General features: G+C 69.4%; 15 protein-coding genes and 1 pseudogene. 11 read left to right on the top strand and 5 right to left on the bottom strand.

The window, feature by feature from the left end:
* Positions 1 to 270: 270 nt before the first annotated feature.
* Entirely contained in the window at positions 271 to 3,189 is a 2,919-nt protein-coding gene (locus ABZ453_RS34925) for a glycoside hydrolase family 48 protein (RefSeq protein WP_359021403.1), read from the bottom strand.
* A gap of 275 nt (positions 3,190 to 3,464) precedes the next feature.
* Between ABZ453_RS34925 and ABZ453_RS34920 the strand changes: the two are divergent.
* A pseudogene (locus tag ABZ453_RS34920) lies at positions 3,465 to 4,931 on the top strand (cellulase family glycosylhydrolase); the annotation flags it as partial.
* A 36-nt stretch (positions 4,932 to 4,967) separates the two neighbouring features.
* Here the strand turns inward: ABZ453_RS34920 and ABZ453_RS34915 are convergent.
* Complete coding sequence (locus tag ABZ453_RS34915; RefSeq protein ID WP_359021401.1) at positions 4,968 to 5,738, bottom strand: phytanoyl-CoA dioxygenase family protein; 771 nt, start codon at positions 5,736 to 5,738, stop codon at positions 4,968 to 4,970.
* A 158-nt stretch (positions 5,739 to 5,896) separates the two neighbouring features.
* Between ABZ453_RS34915 and ABZ453_RS34910 the strand changes: the two genes are divergently transcribed.
* Both ABZ453_RS34910 and ABZ453_RS34905 read left to right on the top strand, forming a co-directional pair.
* Positions 5,897 to 6,802, top strand: a complete 906-nt coding sequence (locus tag ABZ453_RS34910; RefSeq protein WP_359021399.1) for a methyltransferase domain-containing protein — start codon at positions 5,897 to 5,899, stop codon at positions 6,800 to 6,802.
* 117 nt (positions 6,803 to 6,919) lie between these two features.
* Complete coding sequence (locus ABZ453_RS34905; RefSeq protein WP_359021397.1) at positions 6,920 to 7,630, top strand: SDR family oxidoreductase; 711 nt, start codon at positions 6,920 to 6,922, stop codon at positions 7,628 to 7,630.
* Between the two features lie 40 nt (positions 7,631 to 7,670).
* Here the strand turns inward: ABZ453_RS34905 and ABZ453_RS34900 are convergent, their stop codons facing one another.
* Positions 7,671 to 8,366: a glycoside hydrolase family 75 protein gene (locus ABZ453_RS34900; protein WP_359021395.1), complete on the bottom strand. Its 696-nt coding sequence runs from the start codon at positions 8,364 to 8,366 to the stop codon at positions 7,671 to 7,673.
* 230 nt (positions 8,367 to 8,596) lie between these two features.
* Here ABZ453_RS34900 and ABZ453_RS34895 point away from each other — a divergent pair, with 230 nt between their 5' ends.
* The 3 genes from ABZ453_RS34895 to ABZ453_RS34885 all read left to right on the top strand — a co-directional run bounded on the left by ABZ453_RS34895 (position 8,597) and on the right by ABZ453_RS34885 (position 12,865).
* A complete protein-coding gene (locus tag ABZ453_RS34895) occupies positions 8,597 to 9,541 on the top strand; it encodes a DMT family transporter (RefSeq protein WP_359021393.1) in 945 nt (314 codons plus the stop codon).
* Positions 9,542 to 9,619: 78 nt separating this feature from the next.
* Complete coding sequence (locus tag ABZ453_RS34890) at positions 9,620 to 10,231, top strand: hypothetical protein (protein ID WP_359021391.1); 612 nt, start codon at positions 9,620 to 9,622, stop codon at positions 10,229 to 10,231.
* A gap of 102 nt (positions 10,232 to 10,333) precedes the next feature.
* Positions 10,334 to 12,865 (top strand): hypothetical protein, encoded by a 2,532-nt coding sequence (locus ABZ453_RS34885; protein WP_359021389.1) that lies wholly within the window; start codon positions 10,334 to 10,336, stop codon positions 12,863 to 12,865.
* Here ABZ453_RS34885 and ABZ453_RS34880 read toward each other — a convergent pair.
* On the bottom strand, positions 12,852 to 13,688 hold the full coding sequence (locus ABZ453_RS34880) for an aldo/keto reductase (protein WP_359021387.1): 837 nt from the start codon (positions 13,686 to 13,688) through the stop codon (positions 12,852 to 12,854). The two genes, ABZ453_RS34885 and ABZ453_RS34880, sit on opposite strands and share 14 nt — an antisense overlap.
* Before the next feature lie 299 nt (positions 13,689 to 13,987).
* Between ABZ453_RS34880 and ABZ453_RS34875 the strand changes: the two genes are divergently transcribed.
* From ABZ453_RS34875 to ABZ453_RS34855, 5 genes are read left to right on the top strand one after another with little or no spacing between them, the layout of a single operon-like run.
* Positions 13,988 to 15,178, top strand: a complete 1,191-nt coding sequence (locus ABZ453_RS34875; RefSeq protein WP_359021385.1) for a glycoside hydrolase family 88 protein — start codon at positions 13,988 to 13,990, stop codon at positions 15,176 to 15,178.
* Positions 15,179 to 15,182: 4 nt separating this feature from the next.
* Positions 15,183 to 15,965 carry a heparin lyase I family protein gene (locus tag ABZ453_RS34870; RefSeq protein WP_359021382.1) on the top strand — a complete coding sequence of 261 codons (783 nt, stop codon included), beginning with the start codon at positions 15,183 to 15,185 and terminating at the stop codon, positions 15,963 to 15,965.
* Positions 15,966 to 15,976: 11 nt separating this feature from the next.
* Positions 15,977 to 19,216 carry a glycosyl hydrolase family 28 protein gene (locus ABZ453_RS34865; RefSeq protein WP_359021380.1) on the top strand — a complete coding sequence of 1,080 codons (3,240 nt, stop codon included), beginning with the start codon at positions 15,977 to 15,979 and terminating at the stop codon, positions 19,214 to 19,216.
* On the top strand, positions 19,213 to 21,462 hold the full coding sequence (locus ABZ453_RS34860; RefSeq protein ID WP_359021378.1) for an alpha-galactosidase: 2,250 nt from the start codon (positions 19,213 to 19,215) through the stop codon (positions 21,460 to 21,462). The genes ABZ453_RS34865 and ABZ453_RS34860 overlap by 4 nt, the downstream gene beginning before the upstream one ends.
* A gap of 11 nt (positions 21,463 to 21,473) precedes the next feature.
* Complete coding sequence (locus ABZ453_RS34855; RefSeq protein ID WP_359021376.1) at positions 21,474 to 23,504, top strand: PQQ-dependent sugar dehydrogenase; 2,031 nt, start codon at positions 21,474 to 21,476, stop codon at positions 23,502 to 23,504.
* On the opposite strand, the gene ABZ453_RS34850 is transcribed toward ABZ453_RS34855, so the two are convergent.
* Positions 23,505 to 25,331 carry an AMP-dependent synthetase/ligase gene (locus ABZ453_RS34850; RefSeq protein ID WP_359021374.1) on the bottom strand — a complete coding sequence of 609 codons (1,827 nt, stop codon included), beginning with the start codon at positions 25,329 to 25,331 and terminating at the stop codon, positions 23,505 to 23,507. It lies immediately after the preceding gene.
* Positions 25,332 to 25,582 lie beyond the last annotated feature (251 nt).

Raw genomic sequence — 25,582 nt, 5'->3', positions numbered from 1 at the left:
AGCCCTCCCCGAACCCCCACCCCCCCGCCCCCCCCCGCCGGCGCCGCCCGCCGCGCCGCCCGGCCCGCCCCCCGCCGGGGGGCGCCCCCCCCCCCCCCCCGGCCGGGGTCCCGTCGTCAGGTGACGGGACAACGCACACGGAGCCTTCAGGCGTACCGCGAGTTCAGGGGCGCGGGGCTGTGACATGTGCGGCTCCGCCGCGTGGGCGCGACCGGCCACAACGGACCCGCAGTCACAGCACGGCCGAACCCGCGGAGCGCCCGGCGGGGACTATTCGAGAAGCTCCGCGTACGAACCCATGGCCAGGGCGATGTCCGCCTGGGCCCAGAACCGGTGGTACGTGAACACCGGGGCGGCGCCACCCGCGAGGTAGCTCTGGATCTTCGACCACGCGGGGTCGTTCTTGTAGAAGGACCGCAGCGAGGCGAACGTCGACGAGGAGTTGATCGCGTCCCCGTTCGGCATCTTGCCGCTGAAGCCGCTCGGCACGTACACGCTGTCGCCGAAGCGGTTGTAGTCCGCCCGCGTCTCCGGCACGGCGACGCCCAGGCTGTCCTGGTAGTTGTTCCACATGCCGTCCAGCAGCGCCTTCGCCGTCGACTTCGCCGTCGCGTCACCGGACTTGGCGCCGTAGTACGTCAGGGTCTTTGCGTACGCGGCGGCCACCCCGACGTCGTTGGTGTAGTCGGCGACGGTGACGTGCAGCCCGCTGTTGGAGCCGGGGTTCGAGGCGTTCCAGGTGTCGGGCTGCCCCGACCACTGCAGCGTCGACGGGATCCGATAGGTGCCGTCCGGGTTGACCGTGGTCTTGGACAGCGCCCACTTGACCCACTTGTCGAGGACCGCCTTGGCCTGCGCGTTCCCCGTCTGCTGGTAGTACTCGGCGACCCGCTCCATCGACCACACCTGGAAGCCGAACCACTGGTTGGACGGCGGGTCGTGGTAGACGGGCTGCTGGTCGTAGTACATGCCGTAGAAGGTCGACGTACCGGCGGGCGGCGTCGCGTACCTGCCCGCCCAGCTGTTGGTCGCGCCGCCCGCGATGGCGCCCTCGGACGACTGCAGCCACTGGTAGAACTCCAGCTGCCGCTGCAGCGACTTCGCCCAGTCCGAGGTCCCGGTCGCGGACTTGGGCTCCAGATCGGCGTAGGAGCTGAGCGCGTACGCGGCCAGCGGGTTCTGGTAGCCGCCGTGCACATGGCTCGACCCGATCCGCCAGGCCCAGCCCGCGTTGGTGTCGGTCGCGCCGCCCCACGCGTAGTACCAGGACAGCAGGTAGTGCGAGGCGTCCTTGCCGGTGCCGGCCGCACAGGTCGACGGACCCACGCAGTTGCCGATCTTCTTGAAGTACTTGTCGTACATCGCGTAGCGCAGGTAGTCGCCCATCTTCGCGGCCTTGCCGACGGTCGCGGAGACGTCAGCGCCCTTGCCCTGCTGCTTGGCCCACACATCGGCCCAGTACGCGGCCTGCACCGCGCGCGCGTCGGCGTCCGGGGCGTCCGTGTACTTCCACTGCTTGGCGTAGGACGAGTCACCGGTGAACAGATCCAGGTACCCGTTCTTCCCGCCGTACTTGAAGGCGTCACAGGTCGGCTGCGGAACCGTCTCCCACACCGACTCCTGCGCGCCGCGCTGGAAGGTGTTGATGTACGACGGCCCGCTCGCCGTCGGCCCGCCCTCGCAGGTGCCGCCGGGGGTGTCGCCGTAGCCGTAGACGTTGTCGACGTCCTGAAGCCAGTGCATGCCGTACATGTCGTCCGTGCCGTACGTGCTCTTCAGCTCGCCCGCGATCGGGTCCGAACCCACGGACACCGACGTGTCGAGCTTCGCCGGGTACTCGTTCGGGGTGTCCAGCTCGGGTGCGTAGGTGGCCGGTTTGGAGGCGTTGTAGAAGGAGTTGGTGGGCTGGTCGGCGTGGGTGGGGATCATGTACTTCTCCATGAGCGCCCACGCGCCGTTGAACTTGGACCAGTCACCGGTGACCTTGCCGTACATCGCCTGCAGCCACAGAAGGTAGCTGTAGGCCTCCGACGTGGTCTCGTGCCCCTGGTCGGGGGCCTCGACGATCAGTGTCTCGACCGAGTGGTAGGGGATGCCCTGCGGCGAGAAGTAGCCGTTCGCCGGGTTGGTGATCTTCCCGTAGAGGTCCAGGAAGCGGGCGTCGTACGCCTTGGAGGCCGCCAGCTCGGTCACGGTGACCGCCGCCTTGGTGAACCCCGTCGCCGTCGACTCGAAGGACGCCGAGCCGGTGCCGGAGGAGTCGGCGGTGACGGTCACGTTCTGCGCGGTGCTCCAGTTGGACGGCGTGAACGTCAGCGACGAACCGCCGGTCACCGACAGACCGGAGTTGCCGCTCGCGCGGGCCGTCGTCACCGTGACGTTCCCGCTGGGCTGCGAGGACAGCTTCACCGCGTAGGTGCCCGACTTGCCCTGCTGGAGGCCCAGTTGGGTGGGGGAGGCGACGATCGCGGGACCGGACGCCACCGTGATGCCGGCCGGTGCCGACTCCGCGGACGCGCCCAGGCTGTCGTACGCCTTCGCCACCAGGGAATGACTGCCCACGGACAATCCGGCGGCGGACAGGGTGAACGGCGCGTTCGTGTCGGTGCCCAGCAGGGTCGTGTCGTCGTAGAACTCGACCTTGCTGATCGTCGCGTTGTCGGCGGCCGCCGCCGTCGCCGCGAGCGGGACCGCGGTGCCCTGCGTGTAGACCGCGCCGGCCGAGGGGCTGGTCAGCACGGTGACCGGCGGCTGGTGGGCGCCGGCACAGGTCGTGCCGTTGACCGCGAAGCTCGTGGGGGCGGTGTTGGTGCCGCTGTAGGTGAACTGTGCTCCGGTGGAGACGGCGGCGCCCGCGGCGATCTTCCCGTTGTAGCCGGCGTCCTTCACGCTGACCGACTGCCCGGTCTGGGACCAGGTGCCGTTCCAGCCGTTGCCGAGCTTCTGGTTGCCGCTGTAGGCGTACGTCAGCGTCCAGCCGTCGATGGTGTCCGGACCGCGGTTGGTGATCGTCAGGTCCGCGGTGAAGCCGGAGCCCCAGTCGTTGGTCTTGTAGTCGACACTGCACTGAAGTGCCGCCGCCTGTGCGGAGGTTGTGCCGGTGCTGAGCATGGCGACGGGAAGGGCCAGGGCCGCCAGGACGGCGGTCCAGAGCCGGCGCGCGGCTCTGCGTCTCCTGCTGGGGTGCATGTGCTGGTTCCTCCTTGCGGCTCGGAGAAAGTGGGGGAGGAGCAACAAGCCTTGAACCAGTGGGAGCGCTCCCATAGTGGGGACGGGGGTGGGGGCGGTCAAGGTGCTTGAAGAGTCGAAATGATTCGACGGGTTTTGGCTGAGGGAAAGTCAGGAAAGTCCGTGACTCCTCTGTCCTTTGCCGTCACTTGGCGCTAGTTTCATGGACACCAGTGGGAGCGATTCCATCAGTCGACGCGTCCGTATCGGCGCGCCAGAGCTGCAAGGAGTCGCTCATGCGACACCCCCCGCGTTCAGTACTTTTAGTCGTGGCCGGGGCGGTCGGACTTGTCGGGTCCATGACCATTCCGGTTGTCACCGCGCAGGGAGCCGCGCCCGTCTGCTCGGTGCAGTACTCGGTCACCGGCCAGTGGGACACCGGCTTCCAGGCCGCCGTGACGATCACCAACAACTCGGCGGCCCTGAGCGGTTGGAGCCTGGGCTTCGACTTCGCCGGCGGCCAGAAGGTCACCCAGGGCTGGAACGCCAAGTGGTCCCAGTCCGGCACGACGGTGACCGCGGGCAACGAGAGCTACAACGGCTCGCTGGCCACCGGCGCGAGCGTCAGCGCCGGGTTCCTCGCCTCCCGGCCGGCGTCGGGGAGCAACGCCGCACCCACGTCGTTCAAGCTCAACGGGACGACGTGCAACGTGGATTCGGAGCCGTCACCCCCGCCGGCCCAGCCGCCCTCGAGCGGTACCGCGCCCGCGCTGCACGTGTCCGGCAACAGGCTCGTGGACGGCTCGGGCGCCACGCGCCGGCTGCTCGGCGTGAACCGCTCCGGCGGTGAGTTCATGTGTGTGCAGGGCCGTGGTGTCTGGGACGGTCCGGTGGACGACACCGCGATCAAGGCGATCGCCGACTGGAAGGCGAACACGGTCCGCGTCCCGCTCAACGAGGAGTGCTGGCTGGGGCTTTCGAACGTCCAGGCGCAGTACGGCGGCATGAACTACGTCAACGCCGTCAAGGACCTGGTGGCCCGCGTCGAGGCGCAGGGCCTGACGCCGGTCCTGGACCTGCACTGGACCTACGGTCAGTACACCGGCAACTCGGCGGGCTGCTCCGATGTGCACGCCACCTGCCAGAAGCCGATGCCGGACCTGCAGTACACGCCGTCCTTCTGGACCTCGGTGGCGAACACCTTCAAGAACGATCAGGCCGTCGTCTTCGACCTGTTCAACGAGCCCTACCCGGACCGCGCCACCTCCACGGCCACCCAGGCGTGGCAGCGCTGGCGGGACGGCGGCACCTGCCCCGGCATCGGCTACCAGGTCGCCGGGATGCAGGACCTCGTCGACGCGGTGCGCGCGACCGGTGCGAAGAACGTCGTCCTGGCCGGCGGGCTCGCGTACTCGAACGACCTGAGCCAGTGGCTGACGTACCGGCCCGGCGACCTGACGGGCAATCTCGTCGCCGCGTACCACGTGTACAACTTCAACTCCTGCGCGAGTGAGAGCTGCTGGAACTCCACCCTCGCGCCCGTGGCGGCCCAAGTGCCGCTCGTGGCCGGGGAGATCGGCGAGAACACCTGCTCGCACTCCTTCGTCGACCAGGTCATGAAGTGGTTCGACGACCGGGGGCTCTCCTACCTCGACTGGACCTGGAACACCTGGGACTGCTCCTCCGGTCCCTCGCTCATCTCCAACTACGACGGCACACCCACGTCGTACGGCACCGGGCTGCGCGATCACCTGCGCGCCCTCACCGCCCCACGCCCCTGGAAGACAGGTCCGCCGCGGTCAGGCCTTCTTGGCCAGACCGCGGCGTATCGCGAATTCCACCGCCGAATAGTTACCGTCAGGGCGGTTCAGCTCGTACGGGAGTGCCGGCATCAGGGGCGGCTGGGCCATGAAGCGGGGGCGGGTGCCGTGGTGGGGCTGGGCCGCGTGGACCAGGAAGGGGTGGCAGAGGTAGACGTCGCCGGGGGAGCCGGTGGCGTGGGCGACGGGGCGGTGCGCTGAGGCCTCGACCAGCTTCGGCGCCAGCTCGAGGCCCGAGACGCCCGCCTCCCCGTACGGCTCCAGCAGGGGCGGGACGTCCAGGTGGGAGCCGACCCGGATGCGGGTCGGGGCGTCCGCCTCGGTCACCTCGCTGAACAGGAACAGCATCAGCAGGGCACGGTCCCGGGAGCGGAGGTTGGTGAAGTACCAGCTCTCCCCTTCCGGGAGGTAGCTTCCCTCGATGTGCCAGCCCGCGTCGTCCGGCTCCTCCTCGTGCGGGAACCGCAGCGGGAAGCTGCCCAGGGAGTAGCGCGGCATCCAGCGGCCCTCACCCACCAGCAGGTCGAACGCCTCATGCAGCACGGGGGAGTTGGCCGCCGCGGCGAACGGGCCCTGGGCCATGCCGCCCACCCACACCACCGGGTCCTTCCAGGTGCCGGGGTCCTGCGGGTCGTACCCCGTCTCCCGCCACAGCAGCCGTGCGCCGTCCTCGGCGACCCGGGACGGGAACGCCCCCTCGATCTTCACGAACCCGTCCGCGAGGAAGCGCTCCACCAGTACGTCGTCCATCGGGCCATCGTCGGTGAGCGGTCCCGCCGAGCGCATCCCCATTTCCTGCCGCCGGAAGCCGCGGGATGCCGCCGGAATTTGCCGTCACGGCAACTCCGCTTGCCGTCGTGCGGTGCGTCGGCGCACGCTGAGCCGCATCGGACGAGAGGCTGACTTCCATGGCGCACGGACACCACGGCAACCACGAGCACGGCACCCACCAGCCCGGTCGCCATGACCACGGCGACATCGACTGGGCGGAGATGGCCCCGCTGCTGGAGGCCCAGGCGGAGCTGTTCACCTCGTTGTACGAGAGGGCCCTGGCCTGGCTGACCGACAAGCAGACGGAACCGGGGCTGATCGTCGACGCGGGCAGCGGTCCGGGTGTCGTCGCGTGTCTGCTCGCGGAGGCCTTCCCGGGGGCCCGGGTCGTCGCGGTCGACAGCTCCGAGCCGCTGCTGGAGCGGGCCAGGGCGCGGGCGGAACGGCTCGGCGTGGGTGACCGCTTCAGTACGGTCGCCGGTGAACTGCCGGGCGTGCTGGAGGAGTTGGACTATCCGGCGGACCTGCTGTGGGCCAGCCGCAGTCTGCATCACCTCGGTGACCAGCGGGCCGCCCTCGCCGCGTTCGCCGAGCGGCTCGCGCCAGGCGGCACGCTGGCGATCATGGAGGGCGGGCTGCCGGCGCGCTTCCTGCCCCGGGACATCGGCATCGGGCGCCCCGGTCTGCAGGCGCGGCTGGACGCGCTGGAGGAGGAGTGGTTCGCCGGGATGCGGGCGAGTCTGCCCGGCACGGTGGCGGAGGCCGAGGACTGGCCGGGCCTGATGACCGCGGCGGGCCTGCGCCCCACCGGCAGCCGCACCTTCCTCCTCGACCTCCCGGCTCCCGCCAAGGACCGCGCCCGCGCCTACGTCGCCGCCACCCTCTCCCGCTTCCGCGAGGCCTTCGCCGACCGTCTCGACGCCGACGACCGCAGCACCCTCGACCGCCTCCTCGACCCGGACGACAAGGCAGGCGTCCACCACCGCCCGGACGTCTTCGTCCTGGCGGCCCACACCGTGCACACGGCCGCCCACGCGATGTGAGCCGTCCGGTTCGGGAAGCCCCCGCCCGGGGGCCGTGGCTCTTGACTTCGAGAGTGCTTCAACTGGTTCACTCCCTTCGTTCGCACGGAACGTCCGTACGGAACACAGGGGGTAACCATGTCCACCAGTACCGCGTCCCGGGTCGCGCTGATCACCGGTGGCGGCAGCGGCATCGGTGCCGCTGTCGCGCGGCGGTTGCTCGACGCCGGCTACCGGGTCGCCGTCACCGGGCGCCGGGAGGAGCGGCTGCGCGCCTTCGCCGCCGAACTCGGTGAGCCGGAGGGCCTGTTGACGGTCGCCGGGAACGCCGCCGAGTGGGACGACGTGCAGGCGGCCGTCGCGGCCACGCTGAAGGAGTTCGGGCGGCTGGACACGATCGTCGCCAACGCCGGGTACGCCACCCACGACTCGGTCGCGGAGGGCGATCCGGCCGGCTGGAGGGACATGGTGCTGACCAACGTGCTCGGCCCCGCGCTCCTCGTCAGGGCGTCCGTCGACGCGCTGAAGGAGACCGGGGGCCGGATCGTCCTGGTCGGCAGCGTGGCCGGTTTCGTGAACACGCCCGGCAACATCTACGGGGCGACCAAGTGGGCGGTGACGGGTCTCGCCGAGAACACCCGTCGCCAGGTCACCGAGTGGGGCGTCGGCGTGACCCTGATCGCCCCGGGCCGCGTGGAGACGCCGTTCTGGGACGAGTACGGCAGTCTGCCGCCGGGCCATCTGCTGACCGCCGACCAGATCGCCGACTCGGTTCTCTGGGCGATCCGGCAGCCCGAGGGCGTCGACGTCAACACCGTCGTCGTACGGCCGATCGGGCAGCCCAACTGACCCCCCCCGCAAGGGCTGTCGGGCTGCCCGGGCCGCCCCCTCAGTTGTTGGCGATGAACTGCTTCGCCAACTGCTGGCCCAGCGAGACCGCCGCGCTGTGGCTCTCGATGGGGGATACCTGCGAGTTCTTGAACAGGATGTACGTCACGCCGGAGTCGGCCCCGCCGGTCGCCGGGTCGGGGTCGATGCCGAGGGCCTTCGCGGTGGCGTACGAGGCCTCACCGATGATCTTCGTGGGACCGGTGTCGCCGACGACGGCGTACTCGACCTTGTTGTTGTAGATCACGGCGACCACACCGCCGCCCTTGATGCCGTAGCTGGAGTACTTCCAGATGCTGCTGGAGCTGGGCACCACGATGTAGGGCAGCGACTCGGCCTTCAGCGGCTTGCCGTCGGACTGATGGAAGGCCGTGTCGTTCTGGTACCAGGGATCACGGTTCTCGTTGCAGTTCGTGGTCCGCTGGCCGTCGCAGTCGATGTCCATGTCGGCCTTCCAGAACACGGCGCCGTTCTTGCCGCACACCGGGATGGTGGCCGAGGTCTCGTCGTCGGTCTTGTACTTGCCGTTGGAGATCTGGGAACAGGACGTCACCTTGGCGAGCAGGTCGGCCGCGCTGACCGAGCCCTCCCGGGCGGACGTCGGGTGGACGGCGCCGGAAGCGTTCGCGGGGAGCACTCCGGCGGCGAGCAGGGCGGCCCCGGAGGCCGCGGCGAGGGTCAGTGTTCGGATGCGCACTGTGGGGAGACCCTTCTGTTAGGAAACTTTCCTTACCGGGTTGGCGTACAAGGTGGACCCGCGAGCATGCCCGCGTCAACCCCATGAACGGCGCTGTCTGGCCGTGCCGTTGAGGCTGGAGTGGAAAGCGCCAGCTCACCGCGGGAAAGCCGGTCCCGCGTAAATGGCCGGTACACGGGTACTCGGGGCGACCACCCCGCCGCGTACCCGTCGTGTGAGGAGGCCGCCGGGTGGCCCGTACCGACCTCGTCCCGCAGCGCCGGCGCCCCGCCCGGGCCTTCGGCGGCCCGGGGTGGGGCCAGGCGGCCGGCGCGCTGTCGCTGTCCCTGTCGCCGGTCCTCATCGAGCTGTCCGGCGCGGACGCGGGCACCGCCTCCGCGTACCGCTGTCTGCTCGCCCTGCCCGTCCTGGCGCTGCTGGCGCTGCCCGAGTTCCGCCGTGAGGGCCGGCCACCCCGCCGCCAGCTGCTCGACGGCCTCGCGGGCGGCGCACTGTTCGCCGTGGACGCCCTGCTGTGGGCCAGGTCGATCACCGAGGTGGGCGCCGGGATGTCGACCGTGCTGGTCAACGTGCAGGTCGTCCTGGTACCGCTGCTGGCCTGGGCGGTGGACCGGGAGCACATCCCCCGCCGCTTCCTGCTCTGGCTCCCGGCGATGATCGCCGGGGTCGTGCTGACCGGCGGGCTCTTCGAGCACGGCGCGAGCGGCAGCGACCCCGTCGCGGGCACCGTCCACGCGGTCCTCGCCGCCCTGAGCTACTCCGGCTTCCTGTTCCTGCTGCGCCGCGGCGGCTTCCACGGACATGTCCGTACGACGTACACGGTGGTGATCCTCTCCGCGACCGTCGTCTCCGCGCTCGGCGGCGCCGCCTGGGGCGCCCTCGACCTCACCCCGCCCTGGCACAGCCTGGGCTGGCTCGCCCTGGTCGCGCTGAGCAGCCAGATCGTCGGCTGGCTCCTGGTGGCCCTCAACTCGCCCCGCCTGCCCAGCCACACCGGCGCGGTCCTGCTGCTGCTCACCCCTGTCGGGGCGGTGCTGCTGGGCGCCTGGATCCTGGGGGAGCGGCCGACGCTCGCGCAAGCGGCGGGGTGCGTGCTGATCCTGGTGAGCGCCTACGTCACGGTGGCGGGCCGCCGCACGCACCCGCGTGACGACGGGTCCGCCGAGTCGCCCTGATTGCAGCGTTCCCCGCACAGGAGAAGACTGGCCATATCGAACATTCCGCACAGCGCTCGGCTTCGGGAGGCGAGGGGCATGTTCGTTCGCACGGTGTACGTGACCGGGGATCCCGCGCAGGTCGACACGGCCATCAGGGCGCTGAACTCGCAGGGGCGGGACCTGCTGGAGGAGCGTCCCGGCTACCGCGGGTCGGGCGTCTTCGTGGACCGGGAGCTCGGCAAGCTGCTCGCGGTGAGCTGGTGGCTGACCGAGGAGGCCCGGCGCAACAGCGACGAGGTCATGCGGGAGCGGCGCGGATCGCTGCTGGAGCCGTTCGCGGCTACGACCGCGGTCGACAACTACGAGGCCCTGGTCTTCCACCAGGTCCGGCAGCCCGCGCAGGGCGGCGGACTGCGGCTCACCCGGCTGGAGTTGGACCCCATGGACGCCGATCTGCTCGCCGACACCTTCCGGGCGTCGGTGGTGCCCCGGCTGGAGACTCTGCCCGGGCTGGCCCGGGCGTCCCTGCTCGTCGACCGGCAGCGTGGACGCGGCCTGGTCGGCGCCCTGTTCACCGACCGAGGCTCCCTCGTCGCCTCCCGCGCGGCCCAGGCGGCGGCCCGCCACGAGGGCGCGGCCAAGGCGCATGTGACGGTGACCGGACTGGAGGAGTTCGAGATCGTCTTCACCGACGTCCGGGGCGCCTGAGGCTCCGCGGTCCGCATCTGAACTCGCGGCTGCCGCAAAGGGTTCGACCGGGCGCGAACCCGTCATCCTGGACATGTTCTGTTCGGGGGAACGGGGGCGGTCATGGACCGTTACGTCAACGAAGGCACCGACGGCTGGACCGAGTTGCGGGTCCACGGCGTGGGAGGAACCTCGCCGGAGTCGGAACTCGGGCATCCCGCGGTGCTGCGGGTGGCCGGGGACCGGCAGGCCGGCTTCTACCGGCGGGTCTGGGACAGCCGCCGGGGCACGGACGATCCGCCGGGGTTCCGGCGTGAGGGCTACTCGTGGGGCGGGCTGACCTCGGGCGACAACAAGCGGGCCCTGTGGCTGCTCCTGCTGCCGTTCATGCTGCTCAACATGGCCTTCTACATGGACCCGGGGCACTCCGCCGAGCGGCGGCGGCGCTCGGTGGAGGCGCGGATCGTGGCCCAGCGGCTGCTCGCGCTGTCCCTCACCGGGACCGCCGTACTGGCCGCGACCTCGGTCTCGATGGACCTGGTCGGATGGCAGTGCGGGGCAGCGGGGACGGGCGGACCGCACTGCGCGAACGGCGGTGTGGTGTGGCTGAACTGGCTGCGGTACGGATGGCTCGCCGGGACCGGACGCCATCTCGCCGTCGCCGCACTGCTTCCGCTGGCCGTCATCGGGCTGCTGTGGTACCTGGCGCACACCACGTGGGCGCGGTTCGAGAAGCGGCCCGTGCCGCAGAGCGTGCAGCACCCCGACAACCGGACCCTGCTGGAGAACCGGCAGTTGTGGAACGGGAACGCGGCCGTGCGCAGGCTGCGTCTGCTGCATGTCGCGGGAGCGATCGCGCTGGTGGGTGTGCTGCTGTTGGCGCCCCTGCCGCCCGGCCGTGACCTCACCCGCCTGTGGCACGGCGCCGGCTGGGGCACGACACCGCTGGGCGACGCGCGCAACGCCGTACGGCTGGCGCTGTTGGTTCTGCTGGCCTGGGTGGTCCTGCGGGTGGCGCTGCCGCGTACGGGGAAGCGGGAACAGCCCACGGTGGGCGAGCCGTTGAAGCGCTACCGGGACGGGTACTCGCTGCTGCCGCTCGCCGCGGCACTGCTGACGGCGGGTGCCGTGGTGGTGGCCGTGTGGCGCGACGAGCCGCTCGGGCCCGCTCCCGCCGAACTGCCGTGGCAGGTGGGGGCGACCCAGTGGGTGCTGGGCGCGCAGGGAGCGCTGCTGGCGGTCCTGTTCGTCACCCATGTCCCGGGCATGGTCGGGGCGTTGCGCGGGCGGAGGGAGGAGGACCGCGAGGCCGGCTTCGGCAACCCGGACTTCCCGCGCCCGGCGTGGGGCGGGCTGACCATGAGCGGGGTCGCCCTGCTCGCCACCGCGCTGGCGACTGCTCTGTCGGCCGGTCTGACCCTGCGCGTGGCCGAGATCCTGGGCGCTCCCGCGGTGCCGGGACAGACCCCGCACCCCGGCGGCCAGCGGCTGTTGTTCGTGCCGACCGCGTACTACTGGGCGGCCGCGGTCGGGCTCGCGAGCACGGCGGCCGCCGTGGCGCTGACGGGGATCGCGTGGGCGGGGATCCGGCGCGGCCGTGGAGCGTCCGCGCGCCGGGTCGCCGACGCCTATCCCGAGGCCGAGGTGGACCAGGACGAGCAAGGGGTGCGGTGCACGCGGATCGCCGCCTGCTGGGACCTGGCCGGACGGCTCGACGGCGCCGCGCAGTCGGTCCTCGGGCGGCTGCTGGCGACGGTGGCCCTGATCGCCGTGGCGGGCACCGTCCTCGGTCTGGTCCTGGGCGTGCGCCTGGTCACCGAGGGGCCGCGCTGGTTCCTGACCCTGGCGAACCTCGCGCTCACCGGCCTGGTCGCGGCCATCCTGTGGGCCGGGCGGCAGGCCTACCGCAGTGAGCGTTTCCGCCGCACGGTCGGTGTGCTGTGGGACATCGGCACGTTCTGGCCCCGGGCCACCCATCCCTTCGCCCCGCCCTGCTACGCCGAGCGCACGGTCCCCGATCTGCTGGAGCGCCTGGAGTACCTCGCCCCTGCCACAGGGGACCCGGCGAAGGACGGACGGGTGGTCTTCTCCTGCCATTCGCAGGGCTGCGTCATCGGGACGGCCGTGCTGCTGCAGACCAGGACACCGGCGAGCCGGAGGACCGCGCTCCTCACCTACGGCAACCCGGTGACCCGGCTGTACGTGCGGTTCTTCCCGGCCTACTTCGACGCCCGCACGCTGCGACGGCTGGGCGAACTCCTGACGGACGAGGGGCGTTGGCGCTGGAACAACCTCTACCGTCCCAGCGATCCGATCGGCGGCTGGGTCATCGTGGACGACCCCCTGCCGCCCCATGCGGCCGCCCGGCCGAGGGCGACGGCGGGATGCCTGTCCGGCGCGCCGGACCGGCAGTTGCTGGATCCGAGCGGCTTCGGGCTGCGGCCCGGCGACTCCTGCTACGAGGAGCCGCTCGGGCACTCCGACTACTTCGCCGACCAGGCGTACGGCGACATCGTCCTGGCCTGGCGGAACTCCACGGCCCAGCAGCCGGTTGCGAGCCCGGCACCGGCTGCCCGGCCCGTGGTGCGGGAGGAGACCCCGCGGGTGAGTGCCGTCAGGCCGTGGTGGCCTTGGCAGCGGCTCAGGCCATATTGAACGTCGAGGGGTCCGGACCCAGCCGCCGGTCCTCGTTCAGGGCGCTGATCGCCGCGAGGTCCTCGGTGTCCAGGCTGAAGTCGAAGACCTCGATGTTCTCCCGGATCCGGGACGGCGTCACGGACTTGGGGATCACGATGTTGCCGAGCTGGAGGTGCCAGCGCAGCACGACCTGGGCCGGGGTGCGCCCGTGCTTCTGGGCGATGGCGACGATCGCCGGGACCTCCAGCAGGCCCTTGCCCTGACCGAGCGGGGACCAGGCCTCGGTGGCGATGCCCTGCTCCGCGTGGAACTCCCGGGCCGCGCGCTGCTGCAGATGCGGGTGCAGCTCGATCTGGTCGACCGTCGGGATGACGGACGTCTCGTCGATCAGCCGCCGCAGGTGCTCCGGCTCGAAGTTGGAGACACCGATCGCGCGGACGCGTCCGTCGGCGTACAGCTTCTCGAACGCCTTGTAGGTGTCGACGTACTTGTCGCGGGCCGGGGTCGGCCAGTGGATCAGGTACAGGTCGAGGTGGTCCAGACCGAGCTTCTCCAGCGACGCGTCGAAGGCGCGCAGCGTGGCGTCGTACCCGTGCTCGGAGTTCCAGAGCTTGGTGGTGACGAAGATTTCCTCGCGGGGGACGCCGGACGCGGCGATGGCCTTGCCGGTGCCCTCCTCGTTGCCGTAGATCGCCGCTGTGTCGATGCTGCGGTACCCGGCCTCCAGCGCGGTGGCGACGGCCTGCTCCGCCTCGTCGTCCGGCACCTGCCAGACGCCGAAGCCCAGCTGGGGCATCTCGACGCCGTTGTTCAGGATGATCGGGGGGACCTTGCTGCTCACGAGCTCTTGATCCTTCGGTTGTCGTCAGGTGGTACTCCCATCGTCAACGATCACGAGCCGTGATGCATTCCTGACCGGAGAATCCTTCCGAACTGACCGATGAGTCAGTGTCGGAAACCGAGATTGGCTGGAAATGGATCCGACCTCTGCGGTCCGGACCATTGACCGCTGAACCTCCGTACCGCAACTCTGGATCGCGCCATCGAACGAGTCCCTGAACGCGATCCATGAATGTGAACAGTTGGTTCGGTTTTCCTCCGATGTTTCCGGGTCTCCCCGTCCGATCGAGAGGGAGGAACATGAGACGCCGTCGCCTGCGAACGGCACTGACCGGGCTGGTCCTCGCCAGTGCGGCCCTGACCACCCTGCCCGCGGCCGCACCCGCGCCGACCGCCCCCACCGGCCCCGCGGCCCTCCGCCCGGCCGCCGCCCCCGACTGGTCGACGGCCGTCGTCGACTCCACCATGGCCCGCTACACGCCGAGCACCATCGGCGGCTGGTCCTACCCCGTCGGCCTCTACCTCTACGGCCAGTACCTCACCTACCGGCGCACCCACGACGCCCGCTACCTCACCTACATCAAGAGCTATGTCGACCGGTTCGTGAAGAGCGACGGCTCCATCGACCAGTCCTTCAACAGCCTGGACAGCATGCAGGCCGGCCGGCTCCTGGTGATCCTGCACCACGAGACCGGACAGGACCGCTACCGCAAGGCGGCAAAGAAGATCCGCGACCGCCTGAACACCTACCCGCGCACCGCCGACGGCGGTTTCTGGCACGCGAACACCTCCAGCCGGGCCCATCAACTCTGGGCGGACGGCGTCTACATGGTGAACCCGTTCCTCGTCGAGTACGGCAAGGAGTTCGGCGACAGCGCGTACACCGACGACGAGGCGGCCAAGCAGCTGTACGTCTACGGCAGCCATCTGCAGGTCGCGAACGGGCTGCTCAAGCACGCCTACGACGAGTCCAAGAGCACCAGTTGGGCCGATCCGCAGACCGGGCTCGCCCCCGAGCACTGGTGCCGGGCCGTCGGCTGGTACTCCATGGCGATCGTCAACGTCCTGGACGCCGTTCCGGCGAACCAGTCCCGCCGTCCCCAACTGCTCACCATCTTCCGCAAGCTGGCCGCGGGGCTGGAGAAGTACCAGGACCCGGCGACCGGGCGCTGGTTCCAGGTGATGGACAAGGGCAACCGGTCCGACGACTGGACCGAGACCTCCTGCTCCAGCATGTTCACCTACGCCCTCTCCCGCGGCGTCCAGCAGGGCTACCTCGACCCGCACTACGCCGCCGTCGCGCAGCGCGGCTACCAGGGCGTGCTGGCGAAGCTCTCGGTCGGCTCCGACGGCCGCACCAACCTCGCCGACATCTCCATCGGCACCAACGTCGGCGACTACGCGTACTACATCGCACGTGACCGGGCCACCAACGACTTCCACGGTCTGGGCGCCTTCCTGATCATGAACGAACAACTGCGAGGTGATTAGTGTCATGAGCACGTCCAGAAGGGCGCTGCTGGGCGCGGCGGTCGCGGGTGCGGCCGGGGCGACGCTGGGTCTGCCCGCCACCGCCCACGCCGCCTCCTGGCAGCAGAAGTGGGCTCCTTCCGCGAGCGGCGACGGCCTCGGCGCCTTCGAGACGATCGAGGACGACCGCGCCGACTCGCACCCCGCCGGGCACCCGCACATCTTCGCCACCGGCAACAACTGGCGCTTCAACATGCACATGGTGGACCGGGACACCTCGACGGACCGCCAGCGCCAGGAGGTCACGGGTCTGCGCACGAGCTCCAGCAGCTACCTCAAGTGGAACGAGGGCCAGACCTGGCGGGTCACCTACTCGATGTACATCCCGAGCTCGCTGAAGGCGACCACCACCTTCACCCACATCATGCAGATGAAGCAGCCAGGCGCCGGTTCCTCCCCGATCGTCACGCAGTCGCTCCGCCGGGTGAACGGTAAGCAGACCATCGAGCTGAACCTCGCCACCGACGGCATCATCGTCGGCCGCACCGACCTCGACCCGCTGCACGACAAATGGACCGACGTCGACTTCCAGATCAAGGTCGGCAACGGCTCGGCGGGCTCCGTCCGCTGGATCCTCAAGTCCGGCGGCACGACCGTCATCGACAAGTCGAAGACCGGCGTCGACACCTTCCTGGCCGACCGCGTGCGGCCGAAGTGGGGCATCTACCGCTCCCTCGGCGACACCTCCGGGTCCCTGCAGGACACCTATCTCCTGCTCACCAACCTGCGCGGCTACCAACTCGTGTGAGGAGCCGTCACATGAAACCCCCCACCGGTCCGGGCCGCCGAGCGGCGGCCGTCATCCTGTTCGTGGTGGCCGTCGTCCTCGGCCTCACCCACCCCGCGGCCCTCGCCGCCCCGCACACCGCGCCGCGCGCCGCCGCCGAGTACAACGTGCGCGACTACGGCGCCAAGGGCGACGGCTCCAGCAACGACAGCGCGGCCATCGACAAGGCGATCACGGCCGCGAACGCGGCGGGCGGCGGCACCGTCCGCTTTCCCTCCGGGACCTACAAGTCCAAGAACACCCTCCACATGAAGAGCCATGTGACGCTCCAGCTCGACAAGGGTGCCACGCTCCAGGGCTCCAGCGCCGACACCTACGACAAGGCCGAGTCCAACCCCTACGACAACTACCAGGACTACGGCCACAGCCACTTCCACGACGCGATGATCTACGGCGACAAGCTGACCGACATCGGCTTCGTGGGCCAGGGCGTCATCGACGGCGCCGGCAACCTGATCACCGGCAACCCGAAGTCCGGTGAGGCCGACAAGATCATCTCGCTGACCCGGTGCGACGGGCTCAGGATCGGCGACGGTCTCACGCTGCGCCGGGGCGGTCACTTCGCGGCCCTCATCAACGGCTGCACCAACGTGACCTCCGACCACCTCACCATCGACACCGCGAGCGACCGCGACGGCTGGAACGTCATCTCCACCACCAACGCCACGATCACCAACGCCACCATCCACGCCAACGACGACGCCCTGGTCTTCAAGAGCGACTACGCGCTCGGCGCCAAGCTGCCCAACGGGCATGTGCGGGTGAGCGATTCGACCCTTGGGGCCAAGTGCTGCAACGCCCTGATGTTCGGCTCCGAGACCTGCGGCGACTTCTCGGACTACCAGTTCGAGAACATCCGTATCGACGGCGCCGACAAGTCCGGCCTCGGCATGGTCTCGATGGACGGCTCGAAGATCTCCGACGTCCACTACCGCGACATCACGATGACCAACGTCCACTCCCCGATCATGCAGAAGATCGGCACCCGCAAACGCTGCGGCAACAGTCCCGGTGTCGGATCGATCAGCAACGTCACCTACGACAACATCACGGCGACCGGCAACAGCCCGTCCTTCAGCCCGACCCTGTGGGGCGAGTCCGGGCACCGCATCAACGGCGTGACCTTCACCAACGTCAACATCACGGTCCCCGGCGGCAACGGCACCATGTCCACGGGCGTGCCCAGCAACGACTCGACCGACTACAACCCCAAGAGCATCGGCACCCGGCCCGCCTACGGCTGGTACCTGCACAACGCCGACAACGTCCAGTTCACCGACAGCTCGGTGAAGTTCGCCTCGAACGACGGCCGGCCCGCGTTCATCGCCAACGCGGCCAGCGGCATCCGGCTCACCCGGTTCACCGCGCAGAAGGGCAGCAACTCACCCTTCGACGTGGGCTTCCAGGACGTCACCGGCGGCTGCCTGACGGACAGCCACAACACCTCCGGCGGCGCCCTGCGGGTCTCGGGAAGCCAGGACTGCGGCAGTAGTACGGCGGTGAAGCCGCTCGACCTGGAGAATCCCCGCCAGGACTTCCTCCGCGCCTCCGTCGGCGGTCTGTTCCTGCACTGGGGGCTGCGCACCGCACCGGCCCACACCAGCTGCACCGCCTGGGAGAACGACGTCACGAGCGGGGGCTGGAGCCCCGACTACTGGGTGAACGAGGCGCAGAAGCTGCACACCCAGTACCTGGTCCTCGCCACCTTCCACAGCCGCCTCGGCTACGCCCGCCCCTGGCCGTCCAAGATCCCCGGATCCTGCTCCACCAAGCGGGACTTCCTCGGCGAGCTGATCACGGCCGCCAAGGCCAAGGGCATGAAGGTCATCCTCTACATGACCAACGATCCCCAGTGGCACGACGAGGGCGGCCACGAGTGGCTCGACTCGTCCGCGTACTCCGCCTACAAGGGCAAGAACGTCGACCTGACCAGCAACGACGGCTTCGGGCAGTTCAGTTACGACAACTTCTTCGAGGTCATGGACCGCTACCCCGACCTCGGCGGCTTCTGGATCGACAACGACAACTCCTACTGGGAGAGCCACAACCTCTACCAGCAGATCTATGACAAGCGCCCGAACTACACGCTCAGCAACAACAACGAAGACACGCCGATCATGGACATGATCAGCAATGAGCAGAAGACGGGCATGACCCCCGCCTACGACTACCCGCAGGCCGTCTACACCGCCCAACCGCGCCTGACCGAGGCCGACTTCAAGCTGCCCTCGACCGGTGCGTGGTGGTACGACGGCTCCAACCCCGCCGTCGACCGCGCACTCACCCTCGGCCGCCTCATCACCAACGCCGGCTCCTCGGTGAAGGCGCTGATGGCCGAGACGGCTCAGGTCAACGGCAAGTTCCCGTCCAACCAGGCATCCTTCAACACCTTCGCCGACTCCTATCTCGACCCCATCTGGGAGTCCCTGCACGGCACCGAGGGCGGCGGCTACATGTACGGCGGCCTCAAGCCCGGCGCCTGGAACGACGGCGCGTACGGGGTGACGACCATCGCCAAGGACGACGCCAACCGGCAGTACATCCACGTCCTGACCCCGCCCAGCACCAGCACCCTGCGCGTGCGGGACAACGGCTACCGCATCGCCTCCGTCACCAACCTCCGCACGGGAGCGGCGGTCTCGTGGTCGCAGTCCGGCGGCGTGCTCACCCTGAGCGGGCTCGGCACCTGGGACCCGTACGACACGGTCTTCAAGGTCACGACGGCCGGCCGCCAGGGCATCCTCACCGGCGTCAAGGTCAGCGCGAGCGCCTCCGCGAGCGGGCACGCCGCGTCGGCGGCCGGCGACGGCAACTACCTCACCTACTGGGACAACAACAAGACCCTCCCCGTGAACCTCACCTTCGACCTCGGCTCGGCCAAGAAGGTGCAGTACATCGGGCTCAACCAGCGCGAGGACTCCGTGGCCTACGCCCGTTCGAGCACCGAGCAGTCCGCGCGGATCAAGGACTACAAGGTGTTCCTCAGCAACGACGGCTCGACCTGGGGCAGCGCGGTCAAGTCCGGCCAGCTGCCGAGCCGCCGAGGAATCCAGGGCATCGACCTGACCGCCGCCAACGCCCGCTACGTCCGGCTCGAGGTCGACACCACCTGGGCCGCCTCCAGCGACACCACCCGCTACAAGCGACTGCGGGTCGACGAGGCATGGATCGGGACGTCGTACGCCACACCCACGAACAGGGGACAGTCATGATCCGTCTCAGATCGCTCACGGCCGCGGCCGCGGGCCTGCTGCTCGCCGCGGCGGTGCCGCTCGTGGGCACCGCCCACCCGGCGGCCGCCTCCGACAACGGCCAGTCCGTACGGCCCGCCATGGGCTGGTCCAGCTGGAGCTTCGTGCGCCGCACGCCGACCGAGGCGAAGATCAAGGCGCAGGCCGACGCGCTGGTCTCCAGTGGCCTGAAGGACCACGGCTTCGTCTACGTCAACCTCGACGACTTCTGGCAGAAGTGCGATTCCAACGGCTTCACCGTGGACGGCTACGGTCGTTGGGCCGTCGACACCACCAAGTTCCCCAACGGCATCAAAGGGCTGGCCGACTACGTCCACTCCAAGGGCCTGAAGTTCGGCTTCTACGTCACCCCCGGCATCGCGAAGAACGCCGTCACCAAGAACACGCCGATCGAGGGGACCTCGTACCACGCGAAGGACATCGCGGACACGTCCAGGACCGAGAAGAACTACAACTGCAAGAACATGTACTACATCGACTACTCCAAGCCGGGCGCACAGGAGTTCGTCGACTCCTGGGCCAAGCAGTTCGCGTCCTGGGGTGTCGACTACCTGAAGATCGACGGGGTGGGCAGCGCCGACATCCCCGACGTCCAGGCCTGGGACAAGGCGCTGCGGGCCAGCGGACGGCCCATCAACTTCGCCCTGTCCAACAACCTGCCGATCGCCGACGCCCCCACCTGGCGGAAACTGGCGAACAGCTGGCGCACCCAGGGTGACGTCGAGTGCTACTGCGGGCCGGGGAGCAACGGCAGCGGCTATCCGCTGACCGACTGGTCCCACGTCTCCAAGCGCTTCGACTCGGCCGCCTCCTGGCAGCAGTACGCCGGCCCGGGCGGCTGGAACGACCTGGACTCGCTGGAGATCGGCAACGGGGACCAGGTGGGGCTGACGGCGGACCAGCGCCGCTCGCACTTCACGCTGTGGTCGATGGCGGCGGCCCCGCTGCTGCTCGGCACCGACCTCACCCAACTCGACTCCGTCGACAAGGCGATGCTGACCAACGACCGGCTGATCGGGGTCGACCAGGACGGCGTCGCCGCGAAGCGGATCGTGAGCAGCGGTGTCAAACAGGTCTGGAGCAAGAAGGAGAGCGACGGACAGTACGTCGTGGCCCTGTTCAACACCGGGACCTCGGGCAACGCGACGGTGAGCGTGAACTGGTCGCAGGTCGGCTTCAGCGGCTCGGGTGACGTGACCGACCTCTGGTCCGGATCCCACAAGGGCGTGATCGCCGACTCCTACAGCGCGACCCTGCGTCCGGGCGAGACCCGGCTGATCCGGGTCAAGCCCGTCAACTCCCTGAAGGCGGCCGCCGCTTCGCCCGGGTTCGCCGTGGCCCCCTACGAGTACCTCGGCTGGGGCAGCCCCCAGAACCCCACGTCGGTGATGTCCGCGACGGGCGTCAAGTGGTTCACCCTCGCCTTCATCCTCTCCGACGGCACCTGCAACCCGAAGTGGGACGGCTCCCGCCCGCTGACCGGAGGCAGCGACCAGTCCACCATCAACGCGATCAGAGCGGCGGGCGGTGACGTCGTCGTCTCCGTCGGCGGCTGGAGCGGGAACAAGCTCGGCGAGAAGTGCTCCAGCGCCTCCGCGCTGGCCGGCGCCTACCAGAAGGTGATCAACGCCTACAAGCTGAAGGCGCTCGACATCGACATCGAGAACACCGAGTGGTCCAACGCGACCGTGCGGCAGCGGGTGGTCGACGCGCTGAAGACGGTGAAGGCCAACAACTCCGGCCTGAAGACCGTCATCACCTTCGGCACCACCTCCAGCGGTCCCGACTCCACCGGTACGGACATGATCAAGCGGGCCGCGAACTCCGGTCTGGCGAACGACGTCTGGTGCATCATGCCGTTCGACTTCGGCGGCGGTACGACCAACATGGGCAGCCTCACCACCAAGGCCATGGAAGGACTCAAGGCCCAGGTGAAGTCGGCGTACGGCTACAGCGACGCCACCGCCTACACCCACATCGGGCTGTCGTCGATGAACGGCAAGACCGACGACTCCGGTGAGCGCGTGCGGGTGGCCGACTTCAAGACCATGCTCGCCTACGCCCAGCAGCACCACATCGGACGGCTCACCTACTGGGCCGTCAACCGCGACCGGGCCTGCGGCTCGGGCACCGACGGCGACGCCTGCAGCGGCGTGACGCAGCAGCCGTACGACTACCTCAAGGTCTTCACCCAGTACACGGGCTGAGGGGAACATCCGTGAACATCAGAAGAGTTCTGCCGTACGGCGTCGCGGCGGCCCTGGCGCTGCCGCTCGCCGGACTCGGCCAGGGCACCGCGCTGGCCGCCACCGACTACCAGGCCGAGGACGCCCAGATCTCGCAGGGCACCGTGGCCACCAACCACACCGGGTACACCGGCACCGGCTTCGTCGACTACACCAACGTCAAGGGCTCCTACGTGGAGTTCACGGTGAGCGCGGCCTCCGCCGGCACCTCCGCCCTCACCCTGCGCTATGCCAACGGGACCTCCACCGACCGGCCGATGGACATCTCCGTCAACGGCACGGTGGTCGCCTCCGGGGTGTCCTTCCCGGCCACCGCCGACTGGAACACCTGGGTCACCAAGACCGTCAACGTCCCGCTGACCGCGGGCAGCGACACGATCCGGGCCACCGCCACCACCGCCAACGGCGGCCCCAACCTCGACCGGATCAGCCTCGACGCGGCCGCCGACACCCAGGCCCCGACCCGCCCCGGACAGCCCAGCTGCTCGGACATCGGCGAGAACGCGCTGACCCTGGCCTGGGGCGCGTCCACGGACAACGTGGGGGTGAGCGCGTACGACATCTACGAGCACGGCAACAAGATCAGTGAGGCGCCGGGGAGTTCGACCTCCAAGGCGCTGACCGGGCTCACCCCCAACACCGACTACAACCTCACGGTGATCGCCCGCGACGCGGCCGGCAACACCTCGTCCGCCAGCCCGGTCGTCGACTGCACCACCAAGCCCAGCTCCGACACCACCCCGCCGAGCAAGCCGGGCACGCTCTCCGCGAGCAACGTCACCGCCAACAGCGCCGACCTCAAGTGGGGCGCCTCCAGCGACGACAAGGCGGTCGTCGCCTACGACGTGCGCAGCGACACCACCGTCTACGACACGGTCACCAGCGGCACGTCGACCACGCTCACCGGGCTCGCCTGCAACAGCCCCTACAGCCTGAACGTCGTCGCCCGGGACGCGGCCGGCAACGTCTCCGAGGCCAGCAACACCGTCACCTTCACCACGAAGGCGTGCGCGACCGACGGCGGTGTCCCGTCCTCCATCGCGACGCTCTCCAGCGGCTGGACCATCCCCTGGGGCACCTACTGGATGCCCGACGGCAAGACCGCCCTGGTCACCGAGCGGGACGACTTCAAGGTCTGGAAGGTCACCAAGGACGGAACGAGGACCCAGGTCGGCACCGTCCCGAACGCCGTCACCACCAACGGCGAGGGCGGACTGCTCGGCGTGGCCGTCGACCCCAAGTGGGACACCAACCACTACGTCTACTTCATGCACACTGCCTCCGAGGGCAACCGGGTCGTGCGCATGACGTACGACGGCACCAAGCTCAGCGACTACAAGATCCTGCTCCAGGGCATCAAGAAGAACCGCTACCACAACGGCGGACGGCTCCTCTTCGGCCCCGACGGCTATCTCTACGTCTCCACCGGCGAGGCCCAGACACCCGACCTGGCGCAGGACAAGAACTCCCTCAACGGCAAGATCCTGCGCATGACGACCGACGGCAAGGCGGCCCCCGGCAACCCGTTCGGCAACTACGTCTACAGCCTCGGCCACCGCAACCCGCAGGGCCTCGCCTTCGACCGCAACGGCCGGTTGTGGGAGGCGGAGTTCGGCAACAGCTCCAAGGACGAGCTGAACCTGATCAAGCCGGGCGCCAACTACGGCTGGCCGACCTGCGAGGGCACCTGCAACGTCTCCGGGATGACCAACCCCAAGGCCACCTGGAACGTCTCGGAGGCGTCCCCGAGCGGTATCGCCATCGTGCGCAACGTCGTCTACATGGCGTCCCTGCGCGGCGAACGGCTGTGGCGGATCCCGATCAACGGCGACAACGAGAGCGTGGGCACGCCGACCGCGTACTACGTGGGCACCTACGGCCGGCTGCGGACGGTCACCAAGGTTCCCGGCGCCGACCAGTTGTGGCTGTCGACCACCAACAGCGACAACAACGGCAACCAGCCCGACGGGTCGGACAAGATCTTCCGGGTGAACATCAGCTAGTCACGCCTGGTAGAGCGCCTCGACCTCGTTGGCGTAGGCGTTCTCGATGGCCTTGCGCTTCAGCTTCAGCGAGGGGGTCAGCAGACCGTGCTCCTCGGTGAAGGGCTGGGCCAGGATACGGAAGGTACGGATCGACTCGGCCTGTGAGACCAGGGTGTTGGCGGCCACCACCGCCCGGCGCACCTCGGTCTCCAGGTCCGGGTCGCGCACCAGCTGCTGCGGCGGCATCTGCGGTTTGCCGCGCATCGTCAGCCAGTGCTCCACGGCCTCGTGGTCGAGGGTGACGAGCGCGGCGATGTACGGCCGGTCGTTGCCGACGACGATGCACTGGCTGACCAGCGGATGGTCACGCACCCGCTCCTCCAGCACCCCGGGGGAGACGCTCTTGCCGCCGGAGGTCACCAGGATCTCCTTCTTGCGGCCGGTGATGGTGAGATAGCCGTCGTCGTCCAGGGACCCCAGGTCGCCGGTGGCGAGCCAGCCGTCGTGCAGGGTCTCGTCGGTGGCCTTCTGGTTGTTGAGGTAGCCCTGGAAGATGTTCGCGCCGTGCAGCCAGATCTCGCCGTCGTCGGCGATGTGCACGGTCATGCCGGGGATGGGCTGGCCGACCGTGCCGTAGCGGGTGCGGTCGGGCGGGTTGGCGGTCGCGGCGGCCGTCGACTCGGTCAGGCCGTAGCCCTCGTAGACCGGCACGCCCGCGCCCGCGAAGAACAGGCCGAGCCGCCGGTCCATCGCCGAACCGCCGGACATGGCGTTGCGGATGCGGCCGCCCATGGCGGCCCGCACCTTGGAGTAGACGAGCTTGTCGAAGAGCTGGTGCTGCATCCTGAGACCGGCCGAGGGACCCGGTCCGATGCCCCAGGCCTTCGCCTCGACGGCGTCGGCGTACTTCACCGCGATGTCGACCGCCTTCTCGAACGGCCCCGCCTTGCCCTCCTTCTCCGCCTTGCGCCGGGCCGAGTTGAACACCTTCTCGAAGATGTACGGCACCGCGAGGATGAAGGTCGGCCTGAACGCCTGCAGGTCGGGCAGCAGGGCGGCGGCGTTGAGCTGCGGCTGGTGGCCGAAGCGGACCCCGCCGCGGACCGCCGCGACCTCGACCATGCGGCCGAAGACGTGCGCGAGCGGCAGGAAGAGCAGCGTGGCCGCCTCGTCGCCCTTCTTGGAGTGGAACACCGGCTCCCACCGCTCGACGACGGTGTCCGCCTCGTACATGAAACTGCCGTGGGTGATCACACAGCCCTTGGGGCGGCCGGTGGTGCCGGAGGTGTAGATGATCGTCGCGGTCGACTCGGGGGTGACGGCCTGCCGGTGGCGGTGCACCACGTCGTCCTCGATGTGCCCGCCCGCGTCGTACAGCTCCTGCACGGCGTGGGTGTCCAGCTGCCACAGCTGGTGCAGCCGCGGCAGCCGGTCGATGACGGTGGCGATCGTCATCGCGTGGTCCTCGTGCTCCACGATCGCCGCCGAGCACTCGGAGTCGTACAGCATCCAGAAGCACTGCTCGGCGGAGGACGTGGGGTAGATCGGCACCACGTGGGCGCCGATCGTCCACAGCGCGAAGTCGAACAGCGTCCACTCATAGCGGGTGCGCGACATGATCGCGACCCGGTCGCCGAACCGGATGCCCCGGGCGAGCAGCCCCTTGGCGAGCGCCAGGACCTCGTCCCTGAACTCCGCCGAGGTCACGTCGCGCCACCGGCCCTGCTCGTCCTTGCGGCCGAGCGCGATGTGCAGCGGGTCCTGCTGGGCACGCTCGAAGACGACGTCGGCCAGACCCCCCACCGGGGGTGCCAACGCCAACGGAGGGTTGGTGAACTCGCGCAAACCCACTCCCCGCTCCCCTCGGCGCCGTGTTCGAGACTTCGCAAGCGCCGTGAAAGCTACCCCACCCGGCGGCGGGGCGGGAGGGGCGCCGAATCCGAACAACCCTCACGTACGCCCCGGCCAACGGGCGGAAAATACGCTCACATCAGGAAGGGTCGGACAGAAAACTGACGGTTGAGTAAGTTTCGGGCTCTTAATCTCCACCGAATCTGTACGACCTGCCTACCGGCTTTGACCGCAGGTCAATGGCG

This window comes from Streptomyces sp. NPDC005799 (assembly GCF_040630525.1).
Lineage (GTDB): Bacteria > Actinomycetota > Actinomycetes > Streptomycetales > Streptomycetaceae > Streptomyces > Streptomyces griseorubiginosus_B.
The sequence above is the reverse complement of the archived record's forward strand: the minus strand, read 5'-3'. Positions and strand labels throughout refer to the sequence as shown.

Excerpts from the sequence above, each read along its gene's own strand:
- ABZ453_RS34875 (WP_359021385.1), top strand. The coding sequence starts at position 13,988 with ATGAGACGCCGTCGCCTGCGAACGGCACTGACCGGGCTGGTCCTCGCC.
- ABZ453_RS34915 (WP_359021401.1), bottom strand. The coding sequence starts at position 5,738 with ATGGACGACGTACTGGTGGAGCGCTTCCTCGCGGACGGGTTCGTGAAG.
- ABZ453_RS34860 (WP_359021378.1), top strand. The coding sequence starts at position 19,213 with ATGATCCGTCTCAGATCGCTCACGGCCGCGGCCGCGGGCCTGCTGCTC.
- ABZ453_RS34865 (WP_359021380.1), top strand. The coding sequence starts at position 15,977 with ATGAAACCCCCCACCGGTCCGGGCCGCCGAGCGGCGGCCGTCATCCTG.
- ABZ453_RS34925 (WP_359021403.1), bottom strand. The coding sequence starts at position 3,189 with ATGCACCCCAGCAGGAGACGCAGAGCCGCGCGCCGGCTCTGGACCGCC.
- ABZ453_RS34890 (WP_359021391.1), top strand. The coding sequence starts at position 9,620 with ATGTTCGTTCGCACGGTGTACGTGACCGGGGATCCCGCGCAGGTCGAC.
- ABZ453_RS34905 (WP_359021397.1), top strand. The coding sequence starts at position 6,920 with ATGTCCACCAGTACCGCGTCCCGGGTCGCGCTGATCACCGGTGGCGGC.
- ABZ453_RS34870 (WP_359021382.1), top strand. The coding sequence starts at position 15,183 with ATGAGCACGTCCAGAAGGGCGCTGCTGGGCGCGGCGGTCGCGGGTGCG.
- ABZ453_RS34910 (WP_359021399.1), top strand. The coding sequence starts at position 5,897 with ATGGCGCACGGACACCACGGCAACCACGAGCACGGCACCCACCAGCCC.
- ABZ453_RS34885 (WP_359021389.1), top strand. The coding sequence starts at position 10,334 with ATGGACCGTTACGTCAACGAAGGCACCGACGGCTGGACCGAGTTGCGG.